The organism is Streptomyces sp. NPDC048415 (assembly GCF_040651675.1).
Lineage (GTDB): Bacteria > Actinomycetota > Actinomycetes > Streptomycetales > Streptomycetaceae > Streptomyces.
Genome location: NZ_JBEZKJ010000061.1, coordinates 38,596 through 50,518 on the forward strand (window position 1 = coordinate 38,596; position 11,923 = coordinate 50,518).

15 protein-coding genes and 1 pseudogene are annotated in these 11,923 nt (G+C 69.9%); 12 read left to right on the top strand and 4 right to left on the bottom strand.

Annotated features, from left to right (window positions below; all coding sequences use genetic code 11):
• Positions 1 to 52 precede the first annotated feature (52 nt).
• Positions 53 to 385 (top strand): transcriptional regulator, encoded by a 333-nt coding sequence (locus tag AB0D27_RS30980; RefSeq protein WP_362515420.1) that lies wholly within the window; start codon positions 53 to 55, stop codon positions 383 to 385.
• Here AB0D27_RS30980 and AB0D27_RS30985 read toward each other — a convergent pair.
• Entirely contained in the window at positions 382 to 813 is a 432-nt protein-coding gene (locus AB0D27_RS30985) for a hypothetical protein (protein ID WP_362515422.1), read from the bottom strand. The two genes, AB0D27_RS30980 and AB0D27_RS30985, sit on opposite strands and share 4 nt — an antisense overlap.
• Positions 814 to 852: 39 nt before the next feature.
• On the opposite strand from AB0D27_RS30985, the pseudogene AB0D27_RS30990 reads away from it, so the two are divergent.
• Both AB0D27_RS30990 and AB0D27_RS30995 read left to right on the top strand, forming a co-directional pair.
• Positions 853 to 999: pseudogene (locus AB0D27_RS30990) on the top strand (transcriptional regulator); the annotation flags it as partial.
• 88 nt (positions 1,000 to 1,087) lie between these two features.
• A complete protein-coding gene (locus AB0D27_RS30995; RefSeq protein WP_362515423.1) occupies positions 1,088 to 1,279 on the top strand; it encodes a DUF397 domain-containing protein in 192 nt (63 codons plus the stop codon).
• Here the strand turns inward: AB0D27_RS30995 and AB0D27_RS31000 are convergent.
• Entirely contained in the window at positions 1,260 to 2,657 is a 1,398-nt protein-coding gene (locus tag AB0D27_RS31000; protein ID WP_362515425.1) for a cytosine permease, read from the bottom strand. The genes AB0D27_RS30995 and AB0D27_RS31000 overlap by 20 nt on opposite strands.
• A gap of 255 nt (positions 2,658 to 2,912) precedes the next feature.
• Here AB0D27_RS31000 and AB0D27_RS31005 point away from each other — a divergent pair, with 255 nt between their 5' ends.
• On the top strand, positions 2,913 to 3,860 hold the full coding sequence (locus tag AB0D27_RS31005) for a DMT family transporter (RefSeq protein WP_362515427.1): 948 nt from the start codon (positions 2,913 to 2,915) through the stop codon (positions 3,858 to 3,860).
• On the opposite strand, the gene AB0D27_RS31010 is transcribed toward AB0D27_RS31005, so the two are convergent.
• Together AB0D27_RS31010 and AB0D27_RS31015 are read right to left on the bottom strand one after the other, a co-directional pair.
• Positions 3,757 to 4,638 carry a LysR family transcriptional regulator gene (locus AB0D27_RS31010; protein ID WP_362515428.1) on the bottom strand — a complete coding sequence of 294 codons (882 nt, stop codon included), beginning with the start codon at positions 4,636 to 4,638 and terminating at the stop codon, positions 3,757 to 3,759. The genes AB0D27_RS31005 and AB0D27_RS31010 overlap by 104 nt on opposite strands.
• Positions 4,638 to 5,030: a PLD nuclease N-terminal domain-containing protein gene (locus tag AB0D27_RS31015; protein WP_362515430.1), complete on the bottom strand. Its 393-nt coding sequence runs from the start codon at positions 5,028 to 5,030 to the stop codon at positions 4,638 to 4,640. Before AB0D27_RS31015 ends, AB0D27_RS31010 begins: the two co-directional genes overlap by 1 nt.
• Positions 5,031 to 5,302: 272 nt before the next feature.
• Between AB0D27_RS31015 and AB0D27_RS31020 the strand changes: the two genes are divergently transcribed.
• From AB0D27_RS31020 to AB0D27_RS31055, 8 genes are all read left to right on the top strand, one after another.
• Positions 5,303 to 6,754 (top strand): menaquinone biosynthesis decarboxylase, encoded by a 1,452-nt coding sequence (locus AB0D27_RS31020; RefSeq protein WP_362515432.1) that lies wholly within the window; start codon positions 5,303 to 5,305, stop codon positions 6,752 to 6,754.
• Positions 6,751 to 7,653 (top strand): menaquinone biosynthesis prenyltransferase MqnP, encoded by a 903-nt coding sequence (gene mqnP / locus AB0D27_RS31025; RefSeq protein ID WP_362515434.1) that lies wholly within the window; start codon positions 6,751 to 6,753, stop codon positions 7,651 to 7,653. The genes AB0D27_RS31020 and mqnP overlap by 4 nt, the downstream gene beginning before the upstream one ends.
• Positions 7,654 to 7,684: 31 nt before the next feature.
• The gene (locus AB0D27_RS31030; RefSeq protein ID WP_362515436.1) at positions 7,685 to 8,371 is read left to right on the top strand and encodes a UbiX family flavin prenyltransferase; all 687 of its coding nucleotides are present in this window, start codon (positions 7,685 to 7,687) and stop codon (positions 8,369 to 8,371) included.
• 66 nt (positions 8,372 to 8,437) lie between these two features.
• Positions 8,438 to 8,893, top strand: a complete 456-nt coding sequence (locus AB0D27_RS31035; RefSeq protein ID WP_362515438.1) for an Lrp/AsnC family transcriptional regulator — start codon at positions 8,438 to 8,440, stop codon at positions 8,891 to 8,893.
• A 49-nt stretch (positions 8,894 to 8,942) separates the two neighbouring features.
• Positions 8,943 to 10,106, top strand: coding sequence for an aminofutalosine synthase MqnE (mqnE, locus tag AB0D27_RS31040; RefSeq protein WP_362515439.1), 1,164 nt, complete (start codon positions 8,943 to 8,945; stop codon positions 10,104 to 10,106).
• Positions 10,107 to 10,164: 58 nt separating this feature from the next.
• Positions 10,165 to 10,710 (top strand): GNAT family N-acetyltransferase, encoded by a 546-nt coding sequence (locus AB0D27_RS31045; RefSeq protein WP_362515440.1) that lies wholly within the window; start codon positions 10,165 to 10,167, stop codon positions 10,708 to 10,710.
• A 108-nt stretch (positions 10,711 to 10,818) separates the two neighbouring features.
• Positions 10,819 to 11,112 (top strand): DUF4229 domain-containing protein, encoded by a 294-nt coding sequence (locus AB0D27_RS31050; RefSeq protein WP_362515442.1) that lies wholly within the window; start codon positions 10,819 to 10,821, stop codon positions 11,110 to 11,112.
• Between the two features lie 68 nt (positions 11,113 to 11,180).
• The gene (locus tag AB0D27_RS31055) at positions 11,181 to 11,825 is read left to right on the top strand and encodes a TetR/AcrR family transcriptional regulator (RefSeq protein WP_362515443.1); all 645 of its coding nucleotides are present in this window, start codon (positions 11,181 to 11,183) and stop codon (positions 11,823 to 11,825) included.
• Positions 11,826 to 11,923 lie beyond the last annotated feature (98 nt).

Below are 11,923 nucleotides of genomic sequence, written 5' to 3' on the forward strand. Positions count from 1 at the left end.
GGAGTGTATGGTTTCTATCGAACACTCGGCAACCGGAGAAGCGGACACGGACATGACGGAGCGCACCAGTCATCGGGCCGCCCCCGAGCACACCCACCCCGACGACGTCCCCGTGCCGACCGCGCTCGCCGCCCTCGCCGATCCCGTACGCATCACGCTCGTACGGGAGCTGGCGGGATCCCCGGCCTGGAGCCGCAGCTGCGGCAGCTTCGACGTGCCCGTCGGCAAGGCGGCCCTCAGTCATCACTTCACCGTCCTGCGCGGGGCGGGCCTTGTGGAGCAGCGGGACGAAGGCGCGCGGCGTGTCAACCGCCTGCGCCGCGAGGAGTTCGACGCCCGCTTCCCGGGTCTGCTCGCGCTTGTCCTGCGCGCCGACGCGCCCTAGCCGTCCGCGGGTTCCAGGACCGCGTAGTCCGCGAAGTTGCGGCGGTAGCGCGTGTGCCGGGTCTCCTGGGTGTGTCTGCGCTGCCACTCCTCGACCTGCGCCGGGTCGTGGCGCGGGCCGGACCCGGCGCCGCAGTCGGCCTCGTCGCCCGAGACGCACCGCGCCTCGTACTCCGGCTCCGCCGTCGCGTCCTGCACGATCGTGTAGGGCATGTACCGGAAGATCCGGCGCCGGACCGGTGCGCCGTGCGCCGCCTTCAGGTGGCGGCGCAGCAGTACGTTCGCGTCGGTCTCCTCGGTGCCGTCGCACCGGGCGCGGGCCTCGGCGCGTTGTACGTCGAGTTCCGCGCAGGTCGCGCAACCGGGGGTGGGGGCGGGGGGCTCGTACTGGCTCCGGTGTGCCGTCACAGGCGCGACCAGGGCGCCCATCTGCTGAACGTCGGGCAGCGCCCCAACATCCGTATCCAGGTGGCCCCGGCGGGACTCTACGAGCTCATTCGCCCCACGACCTCGATGTCGCTGATCAGGCTGCTCGACGGGCACGAGTGGGTGTACTCGGAGTCGCTGGACCGGGGGCATTTCAACGACGATCCGGCCGCCTTCGCGCGCCACAGCCAGACCTATGATGTGCTCAGGGCGGACATCCCGTCAGCCTGCGAATCCGCCGTTCTCATCAGCGACGTGATGGAGGGGTACGAGCACGATGGACAGTCACGAACTCGGCGCGGCGACCTGGATCAAGAGCAGCTACAGCGGCAACAACGGCGGCAACTGCGTGGAAATCGCCCCCGGTTTCCCCGACTTCGTCCCCGTCCGTGACAGCAAGAACCCCGACGGCCCGGTACTGAAAATCACCCGCTCCGCCTGGTCCGCGTTCACTTCCGCTCTGCGCTGACCGACCGCCGGATCGCCGCGTACAGCCCCGCGCTCACCGCGAAGCCGACCAGGCAGGTGATGTCGCCGAACGCGGGCCAGTGCTCGGGCACCCAGCCGACGTACTTCTCCTGGTTGGAGAAGAGCGGGACGGAGACCGCGACGCCGAGCAACAGGGCCGTCAGGCCGGGCCAGTTGGTGAAGGACCGGTCGCCCAGGCGTCGTACCAGCTCCTCGTCAGGCGTGCGCGTCCGCAGCCACCGCTCCACCAGGACGACCCCCAGCCAGGGCCCCACCCAGTACGCGATGACCAGCAGGAACGCCTCGTACGCGGCCCCCGCGTCGGAGAGTGACGCCCACGCAGCCGCCGTACCGACGATCCCCGACAGCACCACCAGCGCGCCGCGGCTGAGCCAGGCGGGCAGACGCAGGCCGAGCGAGGTCATCGACATCGCGGAGGAGTAGATGTTCAGGGCGTTCGCCGAGATGCCGCCCAGGATGATGGCGAGCAGCGTCAAGTCGCCGAGCCAGCCCGGCAGATGGCCGGTGAAGGCGGCGGTCGGGGTGACGTCCTTCGGTGCCACGATCGTCGCCGAGGCCGCGCCGATGACGGCGACGATCGCGACCGACACGAACAGTCCGGCCGCCGGATACAGCACCGTCTTGAGCCTGCTCGCCGTGCGCGGGAGGTAACGCGAGTAGTCGGTGGCGTACGGGTTCCAGCCCGCCGCGTAACCCCACGCCGTGCTGAACGCGAGGAGGAAGCCGCCCACACCTCCGCCTGAGCCGCCTCCGCCGAGGTGGGCGTCCTTGAACGTCCAGGCGCCGGCCAGCAGGAAGACCACCGCGAGCGCCGGGAACGCGTACTTCTCGAAGACGTGCACGAAGTTGTGGCCGATGAAGCCGATCGCGATCTCCGCCACCACCACGAGCAGCAGGGAGGGCAGGGGGCGCAGGCCCGTCAGCGTGTTCAGGGCGAAGGCCGCGCTCACGCTGTTCACGGCGAACCAGCCCACGCCCGCCACCAGGGCGTTGACTCCGGACGGCAGCAGATTGCCCCGGCGGCCGAAGGAGAACCGGCCGATCACCATCTGCGGTACCCCGAAGCGGGGGCCGTCCAGGGACAGCACGCCCTGAGTGAGCGCCCCGAGCGCGGTGCCCAGCAGCAGGGCGGCGGTCGCCTGCCAGAAGTTCAGGCCGAAGAAGAGGACGGAGATCACGCCGATGTAGACGGTCGCGAACTCGATGTTCGGGGAGGCCCAGGTCCACAGCAGTTGGAGGGGGGAGCCGTGCCGTTCGGCGTCGGGGATGGGTTCCGAGCCCGCCGTCTCGACGGCGATGACCTTGTCACCGTATGCGGGGGCGAGCGGGCCGGCGGTGTCGGCGGGAGCAGTCGTCATGCGAGGTAAGTGTCCGGCCCCCGCCTGCCCCGGCCCAGGGGCGCATTGTCCGCTTCCGGAGGCTCACCGGCGTACAACCTGTAGGCATCGGCGTTCGGCCCGCACGGGCGTCGGCGTTCGGCCCGTACGCGTCGGCGTTCGCCCCGCACGCGTCGGCGGGCGGCCTGGAGGCATCGGCCCCGCCGATGACCCCATCGGCAGGACGCCCCACTGGCACGTGGACCGGTCGTGCCGCCCGCTCGTAGCTTCATGGCCATGACCTCAGAGAACAAGGGCACGGCCCAGCTGACGGCGGCGATGATGCTCTCCGGCACCCTCGGCGTCTTCGTCGTCGAGTCGGGCGCCTCGCCCTTCAACGTCGTCTTCTTCCGCGTGCTCTTCGGAGCGCTCGCCCTCGGCGGCTACGCCCTCGCCCGCGGCTACTTCCGCGGCCACGGTTTCACCCCGCGCACGCTCGGACTCGCCGCGCTCGGCGGTGTGTTCATCGTCTTCAACTGGGTTCTGCTCTTCCAGGCGTACGAGAACACGTCGATCTCCGTGGCGACCGTCGTCTACCACACCCAGCCGTTCTACGTGGTGCTGCTCGGCGCCCTGCTCTTCCGCGAGCGTCTGACCGCCGCCAAGGTCGGCTGGGTGGCCCTCGCCTTCGCTGGTCTGATCCTCGTCTCGGGCGTCACACCGGCGGACTTCACGAACGGCGGCTCCTACCTGACCGGCGTCGGCCAGGCCCTCCTCGCCGCGCTGCTCTACGGCCTTTCCACCCTGGTCACCAAGCGCATCACCGGCGTACGGCCGCACCTCATCGCCCTCGTCCAAGTACTCGTCGGCATCCCGCTGCTGCTGCCCTTCGCCGACTTCGGCGCGATGGCCGGCACGGGCACCGGCTGGGGCTGGCTGGCCGGCCTCGGCATCATCCACACGGGCCTGATGTACGTCCTGATGTACGCCGCGTACGCCAAGCTCCCGACCTCGAAGATCGCGGTCCTGGCCTTCACCTACCCGGCCGTCGCGATGGTCATGGACTGGGCGGTGTACGGGCACCACATCGGCCTTGTCCAGGCCCTCGGCGTCCCGCTGATCGTCACCGCGAGCCTGAAGGTCACCCTTCCTCGGACACCAGCCGCCGCGCCTGCTCCACGAACAGCCGCACATGCGCCGGAAGCCGCTTCCCGGCCCGCCACGCCAGTTGCGTGCGAAGCGTGAACGGCGCCTCCCACGGCAGCCGTACGAGCGTTCCCTCGGCCACCTCCGCGGCGACCGTCACCTCGGGCAGCAGCGCGATCCCGAGACCGGCCGCCGCGGCGCGCTTGGTGGCCTCGATCGTGCCGAACTCCAGGAAAGCCACCGACGCGAGGGAGTTGAGCTCCCGCTCGAACAAGTCCCGGTAGGCGCAGCCCGGTTCGGTGGCCAGCAGCGGCTCGCCCACGAGGTCGGCGGTCTCGGCGGGGCCGTCGGCCAGCCGGTGTCCGGGCGCCGCGACCAGCGCCAGCGGCTCCACCGCGAGCACCTCGCTCTCCAGCCCCGGGTGCGCGGTCTCCTCCTCGATCAGGAAGCCGAGGTCGTAGGTCCCCTGCCGCAGCGCCTGCCGGGTCTCGTCGCCGATGGTCGTGCGCAACGACAGCCGTACCCGCGGATAGCGGTGGTGGAAGAGTTCGAGGAGCGGTGGCAGCCGGTACGACGTCAGCGACTCCATCGTGCCGACGGTGAGCGCGCCCGAGGGATCCTCCGTGCCGACGACCGCCCCCCGGGCCTCCTCGCTCAGCTCGATGATCTGCCGGGCGTAGGGGAGCAGTCGCTCACCCGCCTCCGTCAGCCGGATCCTGCTGCCGAGCCGGTCGAAGAGCCCGGTCCCGAGTGAGGACTCCAGGGCGCGGATCTGACTGGTCACGCTGGACTGCGCGTACTTCAGCTCGGCCGCGGCCTGCGTGAAGCTCAGCACGGTCGCGACCTTCTCGAAGGTGACCAGCAGCCGCAGCTCCATCAGCCCTCCGATTCCTCGCCCCGCTCGCGGCGGCGCAGCTCTTCCTCGCGGCGGCGCAGGTCGGCCTCCCAGTCCTTGAGGAGGGTCTCGTCCCCCCGGTGCTCGGCCTTGAGGGAGCTGAGGAACTCGGGGTTGTCGTCGGGGGCGACGTACTGGGTGCGGTGGTTGCGGTGCCACTCGGAGGGTGTGGAGCCGCCCGCCGGGCCCCTGCGCGTGCGGCCCGCCACCAGCCAGGCGATCGGGCCGACCAGCACCTCGCCGAAGAGCAGGATGATGATCACCCACACCACCTTCGGCAGGCCACGGACCTCTTCCTCCGGTGTGTTCAGGCAGTCGATGAACGCGTAGATCCACAGCGCCAGGACCAACAAAAACGGCAGATACCTGAGCATGGCCGAACGATCCCCCAGTGAACGACGGCGGGGCGACGTGGGGCCCCGGTGACGCGGACAGGGTAGCGGGTGCGTGTGCGGCGCCCCGAGGGGCTGGGGTTCAGCCCGTCCGGCGTTTGAGGACGAGCGCGAAGCGCGATACGCGGGGGTCTTGGGGCGGAGCCCCCAGGTACGGGAAGGGCAGGGGCGGCGGGGGCGAAAACCCGCGAGGCGGACTCCGCTCGGGTGGGGCGCACGCGGGCGCCGGGTAGGCCTCGGCGATACTGGGACACATGGCTTACGACGATCTTCGCTCCCTGCTCAGGGCACTGGAGCGCGAGGGCGACCTCAAGCGCATCAAAGCCGAGGTGGACCCGTATCTGGAGGTCGGGGAGATCGTCGACCGGGTGCAGAAGTCCGGTGGGCCCGCGCTGCTCTTCGAGAACGTGCGCGGCTCCGCGATGCCGCTCGCCATGAACGTCTTCGGAACCGACCGACGGCTGCTGAAGGCCCTCGGCCTGAAGTCGTACACCGAGATCTCCGAGAAGATCGGCGGCCTGCTCAGGCCCGAACTGCCGCACGGCTTCGTGGGGGTGCGCGAGGCCTTCGGAAAGCTCGGCGCGATGACCCACGTACCGCCGAGGAAGGTCAAGGAAGCACCGGTGCAGGAGGTGGTGCTGCGCGGTGACGACGTCGATCTCGACGCGCTCCCCGCCCTGTTCACCTGGCCCCAGGACGGCGGCTCCTTCTTCAACCTCGGGCTCACCCACACCAAGGATCCCGAGTCCGGCATCCGCAATCTCGGGCTCTACCGGCTCCAGCGCCACGACAAGCGCACCATCGGCATGCACTGGCAGATCCACAAGGACAGCCGCAACCACTACCAGGTCGCGGCGAGAAGGGGAGAGCGGCTGCCGGTCGCGATCGCCTTCGGCTGTCCGCCCGCCGTGACGTACGCCTCGACCGCCCCGCTGCCCGGCGACATCGACGAGTACCTCTTCGCCGGGTTCATCCAGGGCAAGCGGATCGAGATGGTCGACTGCAAGACCGTTCCGCTGCAGGTTCCGGCGCAGGCCGAAGTCGTACTGGAGGGGTGGCTGGAGCCCGGGGAGATGCTCCCGGAGGGGCCGTTCGGCGACCACACCGGGTTCTACACGCCGCAGGAGCCCTTCCCGGCGCTCAAGATCGACTGCGTCACCATGCGGAAGCGGCCGTTGCTTCAGTCGATCGTCGTGGGCCGGCCCCCGACGGAAGACGGACCTCTCGGCCGTGCGACGGAGCGGTTCTTCCTCCCCCTCCTGAAGATCATCGTGCCGGACATCGTGGACTACCACCTGCCCGAGGCGGGCGGCTTCCACAACTGCGCGATCGTCGCCATCGACAAGAAGTACCCGAAGCACGCCCAGAAGGTGATGCACGCCGTCTGGGGGGCACACATGATGTCCCTGACGAAGTTCATCGTCGTCGTCGACTCCGACTGTGACGTGCACGATCTGCACGAGGTCGCCTGGCGGGCCCTCGGCAACACGGACTACGCCCGTGACCTCACCGTCGTCGAAGGCCCGGTCGACCACCTCGACCACGCCTCGTACCAGCAGTTCTGGGGCGGCAAGGCGGGTATTGACGCGACGAGGAAGTGGCCCGAGGAGGGCTACACCCGGGACGGCGGCTGGCCCGAGATGGTGCTGTCCGACCCGGAGACGGCGGCGAAGGTCGACCGCCGCTGGAAGGAGTACGGCCTGTGACCTCAGCTTCCGCGGCGCTCCCGCAGCCGGGCCGCACCAAGGCGTTCCTGCGCCTCGTCATGATCGAGCACTCGGTGTTCGCGCTCCCCTTCGCCTACATCGCGGCGCTCACGGCGATGTTCGAGTGGGACAAGAACGTGCACTGGGGGCGGCTGCTGCTCGTCACCATCGCCATGGTCGGCCTGCGCACCTTCGCCATGGCCGCCAACCGGATCATCGACCGCGAGATCGACGCCCGCAATCCCCGCACCGCCCACCGCGAGCTGGTCACCGGCGCGATGACCGTGAAGCACGCGTGGACGGGCGCGCTGGTCGCCCTGGTGTTCTTCCTCGGCGCGGCGGCCCTGCTCAATCCCCTGTGCCTGGCGCTCGCGCCCATCGCCGTGATCCCGATGGTCGTCTACCCGTATGGCAAGCGGTTCACGAACTTCCCGCAGGCCATCCTCGGTCTCGCCCAGGCGATGGGCCCGATCGGCGGCTGGCTGGCGATCAGTGGGGAGTGGTCCTGGAACGCCGTCGTCCTCGGTCTCGCTGTCGGCGTGTGGATCGGCGGCTTCGACCTGATCTACGCCTGCCAGGACGTTACGACCGACCGCGAGATCGGTGTCCTGTCCGTCCCCGCGCGGTTCGGGATCCCGGCCGCGATCTGGGGCGCGCGCGGCTGCCACGCCGTCACCACGGGCCTCTTCGTCTGGTACGCGGTGGTCACCGGCGCGGGTGCCTTCTTCTGGCTCGGCCTGGTGATCGTCACGGCTGCCTTCCTCTACGAGCACTCCATCGTGAAGCCGCACGACCTGTCCCGCCTCAACCGCGCCTTCTTCAGCGTCAACGGCTTCATCGGCATCGCCCTGTTCGTGTGCGCCCTGCTCGATCTGCTGGTCCGCGGGCTCACGGTCTGAATCCCGGCGGTGGCCGGATAGGCTCGACATCATGAAGCCAGGACAGACGCAGCGCCGGCCTTGGATCGTGGGGGTGTCGGGCGCCTCCGGTACGCCGTACGCCGCCGCCGTGCTGCGCGCGCTTCTGACGGCGGGAGAGAGCGTCGACCTGGTCGTCAGCAGGGCCTCACGGCTCACCCTCCTCGACGAGACAGGCCTGCCCTTCCGCGACGCCCACTGGCAGGCCGACCTGCGCGAATGGCTGGCGCGTGGCGCCGACGGCAAGCCCGGCACCTTCGATGCCTTCGAGGATGTCGACGCCGTACGGCACTGGAGCGCGGGCGACCTGGCGGCGGGGCCGTCCTCGGGCTCGTACCCCACGAAGGGCATGCTCATCGTGCCCGCGTCCACCGCCTGTGTGGCCGGAGTCGCCCTCGGCCTCTCGAAGGACCTGCTCCAGCGTGCGGCGAGCGTGACCCTCAAGGAGGGCCGCAAGCTGGTCGTCGCCGTGCGCGAGACCCCGCTGAACGGGCAGACGCTGCGGCACCTGGTCTCCCTGGACGACGCGGGCGCGACCGTACTGCCCGCCTCACCGGCGTTCTACGCGGGGGCCACGCACATTCAGGACCTGGTGGACTTCGTCGCCGGACGGGTCCTCGACGCGGCGGGCGTCGAGCACGACCTGTACCGCCGCTGGGAGGGCGAACTCGGCGGCGGCTCCCGCAACGCAGCCACCTGAGCAACGCACGACCACTCATCACTTTCAGGAACTCTTCAGACCTTTTCAGCGGAAGGCTTCGATCGCATGGACGCGGTGGACAGGCAGCTCATCCAGGCCCTGAGGGAGAACGGCCGGGCCTCCTACGCGGAGCTGGGGCGCCTCGTCGGTCTGTCGGGACCCAGCGTCACCGACCGCATCAACCGGCTGGAGGCGGCGGGGGTCATCACCGGCTACCGCGCCACCGTCGACTCCGCCTCCCTCGGCCTCGGCGTCATCGCCCTGATCGGCATCTCGCTCTCCGACGCCGCCGACCACGAGGACGTGGCACGCCGCATGCGGGACCTCAGCGAGATCGAGGACTGCTGGTTCATCGCGGGCGACGACTCGTTCATGCTCAAGGTGCGGGCGAGCGACGTGGACGGGCTGGAGAAGACCATCCGGCGGCTCTCGGGGACGAAGGGCGTCTCCCGGACCCGTACGACGATCGTGCTCTCCACGAAGTGGGAGAACCGGGTCGGAGAGCTGCCCGAAGAGGACTGATGGGCGGGGCGTACGGTTGTCAGGGTTTGTGACGAGGAGAGGTGGAGGCATGGATGTCGGGCTCAAGCGCGAGCTGGAGGACAAGGTCCGGGCCGGTGAGCGGCTGACCCGCGAGGACGGCATCGCGCTGTACGAGTCGGACGACCTGGCCTGGCTCGGCGGACTCGCCCACGAGGTGCGCACCCGCAAGAACGGTGACGTGGTCCACTTCAACGTCAACCGTCACCTCAACATGACGAACGTGTGCACCGCGTCGTGCGCGTACTGCTCGTTCCAGCGCAAGCCGGGTGAGAAGGACGCGTACACGATGCGCATCGAGGAGGCCGTCCGCCTCGCCAAGTCGATGGAGGGCGAGAACCTCACCGAGCTGCACATCGTCAACGGCCTGCACCCCAACCTGCCGTGGCGCTACTACCCGCGGTCGCTGAGCGAGCTGAAGAAGGCCCTCCCGGACGTCTCGCTGAAGGCGTTCACGGCGACGGAGATCCACCACTTCGAGACGATCTCGGGCCTGTCGGCGTCGGAGATCCTGGACGAGCTGATCGACGCGGGCCTGGAGTCCCTCACCGGCGGTGGCGCGGAGATCTTCGACTGGGAGGTCCGGCAGCACATCGTCGACCACCGCACCCACTGGGAGGACTGGTCGCGCATCCACCGCCTCGCGCACGAGAAGGGTCTCAAGACCCCGTGCACCATGCTGTACGGGCACATCGAGGAACCCCGCCACCGCGTCGACCACGTCCTGCGCCTGCGTGAACTCCAGGACGAGACCGGCGGCTTCCAGGTCTTCATCCCGCTGCGCTACCAGCACGACTTCGTCGACGTGAAGGACGGCAAGGTCCGCAACCGCCTTCAGGCGCGCACACAGATGGCGACGGGTGCCGAGGCCCTCAAGACCTTCGCGGTCTCGCGCCTCCTCTTCGACAACGTCCCGCACGTCAAGGTCTTCTGGGTCATGCATGGCGTCCAGACCGCCCAACTCGCCCTGCAGCACGGCGCCGACGACATGGACGGCTCGGTCGTCGAGTACAAGATCACGCACGACGCGGACAACTACGGCACGCCGAACAAGCTGACCCGCGAGGACCTGCTCGACCTGATCCGCGACGCCGGCTTCCGGCCCGTGGAGCGGAACACGCGATACGAGATCATCCGCGAGTACGAGGGCCCCGACCCGGCGCGCCGGGAGGCGCCGCAGGCGATGCGGGTCTGAACGCTCGCGTCCGACCCGGTCACGGCGGGCCGCGCGGCGGCGCCTAGGCTCGATGACCATGGCACAGACGACGTCGCTGACCGGGGAGCTGACCTTCCGGCTCGACCCCGAGCTCACGCCCGCGTTTCTGGACGAGCTGACCCGGTTGTGGGCGGACGTCAGCAACGCGGGTGGCGCGGTCGGCTTCCCGGACCCGGTGACCTACGACGACGTACGCCCGGAGACCGACCGCTATCTCCGGACGATCGCCGAGGGCCGCCACCGGCTGCTGGCCGGGCTCGACGACAGGGGACGGCTGCGCGCCACCGCCTTCCTCGGCTTCACCGAGCACCGGCTCCAGCGGCACGTCGCCTGGCTGACCACGGTCATGGTCGACCCGTCGCTGCAGCGCGGCGGCCACGGCCGGGCGCTCCTCGGCGCCGCCGAGGCGCACGCCCGCGCGCTGGGCCTGGAGGCGCTGAAGCTGACCTGCCGGGGCGGGCTCGGCCTGGAGCGGTTCTATGCCTCCTGCGGCTACCGGGAGGTGGGCAGGGTGCCCGGGGGACTGCGGGTCTCCGCGGACGACTACCGCGACGACATCATGATGTGGCTCCCGCTGACGTGACGCGGCCCTCGACGGCCCCCCTGCAAGATCGCCGCCCGGACGTGCTTCACTGGACGGTGCCCTTTGGGAACGTTCGAGACGGATTTCGGAACGGAAGAGTGGATTGACATGGGCCGCTACACACTGATGCGCCTTGGTATCTTCGCGGGCTGCCTCGTGGTCGTCTGGGGCCTCGTCTACTCCGGTATCGCCCCGCGCGGACTCGGCGACTCCAACTACATGTGGGTCGTCCTGCTCTCCATGGTGATCTCCGCCCCGATCAGCTTCGTCGTGCTGCGGGGGGAGCGCGACCGCGCCTCGGCCCAGGTCGTCGCGCGCGTGGACCGCGCCAAGGCCAACCTGGAGCGCAACCGCAGCCAGGAGGACACCGTGGACGACGCGGCGCGCGGCGCCCACTCGTAACGTCTCCTGACGCTTTCTGACGCTCCTCGCCACCCGGCCAGGCGGCGGCCGATCGTACGCTTGCCCGCATGGGTGCTGTGAAGAACAAGCGGATGCCGCGTGCGGTACGTGAACAGCAGATGCTGGACGCCGCCGTACGGACCTTCGGGCAGCGGGGCTACCGGGCCGCGTCCATGGACGAGATCGCCGATCTCGCGGGCGTGTCCAAGCCGTTGGTGTATCTGTACCTCAACTCGAAGGAAGACCTCTTCACCGCCTGCATCCGGCGGGAGGCGAAGGCGCTCACCGCTGCCGTCCGGGCGGGCGTGAGAACCGCTCTGCCCGCCGACCGTCAACTCTGGGAAGGGCTGCGGGCGTTCTTCACGCACACCGCCGGGAACCCCGACGGCTGGGCTGTTCTCCACCTCCAGGCCCGTACGCACGGTGAGCCGTTCGCGGCCGAGGTCTTCGCGATGCGCGAGGAACTCGTCGAGTTCGTCACGCAGTTGATCGTCGTCGCCGCGCGGGAGGCTCACCGGGATCCGTCCCTGCCCGAGCGCGAGGTCGCCGGGCTCGCCGAGGCCCTCGTCGGCGCCGCCGAGTCCCTCGCCGCCTGGGCCAACGCCACCCCTGGCATCTCCGCCAAGCAGGCCGCCGCCACCCTGATGAACTTCGCCTGGGCGGGGTTGGGGGGCCTGATGGAGGGGCGGACGTGGGTGGCGCCGCCGGGGTAGAAGCGGGTTTTCGCCCCCTCCGCCCCTACCCGTCCCGTACCTGGGGGGCTCCGCCCCCCCAGACCCCCCGTATCGCGCTTCGCGCTCGTCCTCAAACG

Coding starts and splice junctions, on each gene's coding strand:
- AB0D27_RS30980 (WP_362515420.1), top strand. CDS start 53: ATGACGGAGCGCACCAGTCATCGGGCCGCCCCCGAGCACACCCACCCC.
- AB0D27_RS30985 (WP_362515422.1), bottom strand. CDS start 813: ATGGGCGCCCTGGTCGCGCCTGTGACGGCACACCGGAGCCAGTACGAG.
- AB0D27_RS30995 (WP_362515423.1), top strand. CDS start 1,088: ATGGACAGTCACGAACTCGGCGCGGCGACCTGGATCAAGAGCAGCTAC.
- AB0D27_RS31000 (WP_362515425.1), bottom strand. CDS start 2,657: ATGACGACTGCTCCCGCCGACACCGCCGGCCCGCTCGCCCCCGCATAC.
- AB0D27_RS31005 (WP_362515427.1), top strand. CDS start 2,913: ATGACCTCAGAGAACAAGGGCACGGCCCAGCTGACGGCGGCGATGATG.
- AB0D27_RS31010 (WP_362515428.1), bottom strand. CDS start 4,638: ATGGAGCTGCGGCTGCTGGTCACCTTCGAGAAGGTCGCGACCGTGCTG.
- AB0D27_RS31015 (WP_362515430.1), bottom strand. CDS start 5,030: ATGCTCAGGTATCTGCCGTTTTTGTTGGTCCTGGCGCTGTGGATCTAC.
- AB0D27_RS31020 (WP_362515432.1), top strand. CDS start 5,303: ATGGCTTACGACGATCTTCGCTCCCTGCTCAGGGCACTGGAGCGCGAG.
- AB0D27_RS31030 (WP_362515436.1), top strand. CDS start 7,685: ATGAAGCCAGGACAGACGCAGCGCCGGCCTTGGATCGTGGGGGTGTCG.
- AB0D27_RS31035 (WP_362515438.1), top strand. CDS start 8,438: ATGGACGCGGTGGACAGGCAGCTCATCCAGGCCCTGAGGGAGAACGGC.
- mqnE (WP_362515439.1), top strand. CDS start 8,943: ATGGATGTCGGGCTCAAGCGCGAGCTGGAGGACAAGGTCCGGGCCGGT.
- AB0D27_RS31045 (WP_362515440.1), top strand. CDS start 10,165: ATGGCACAGACGACGTCGCTGACCGGGGAGCTGACCTTCCGGCTCGAC.
- AB0D27_RS31050 (WP_362515442.1), top strand. CDS start 10,819: ATGGGCCGCTACACACTGATGCGCCTTGGTATCTTCGCGGGCTGCCTC.
- AB0D27_RS31055 (WP_362515443.1), top strand. CDS start 11,181: ATGGGTGCTGTGAAGAACAAGCGGATGCCGCGTGCGGTACGTGAACAG.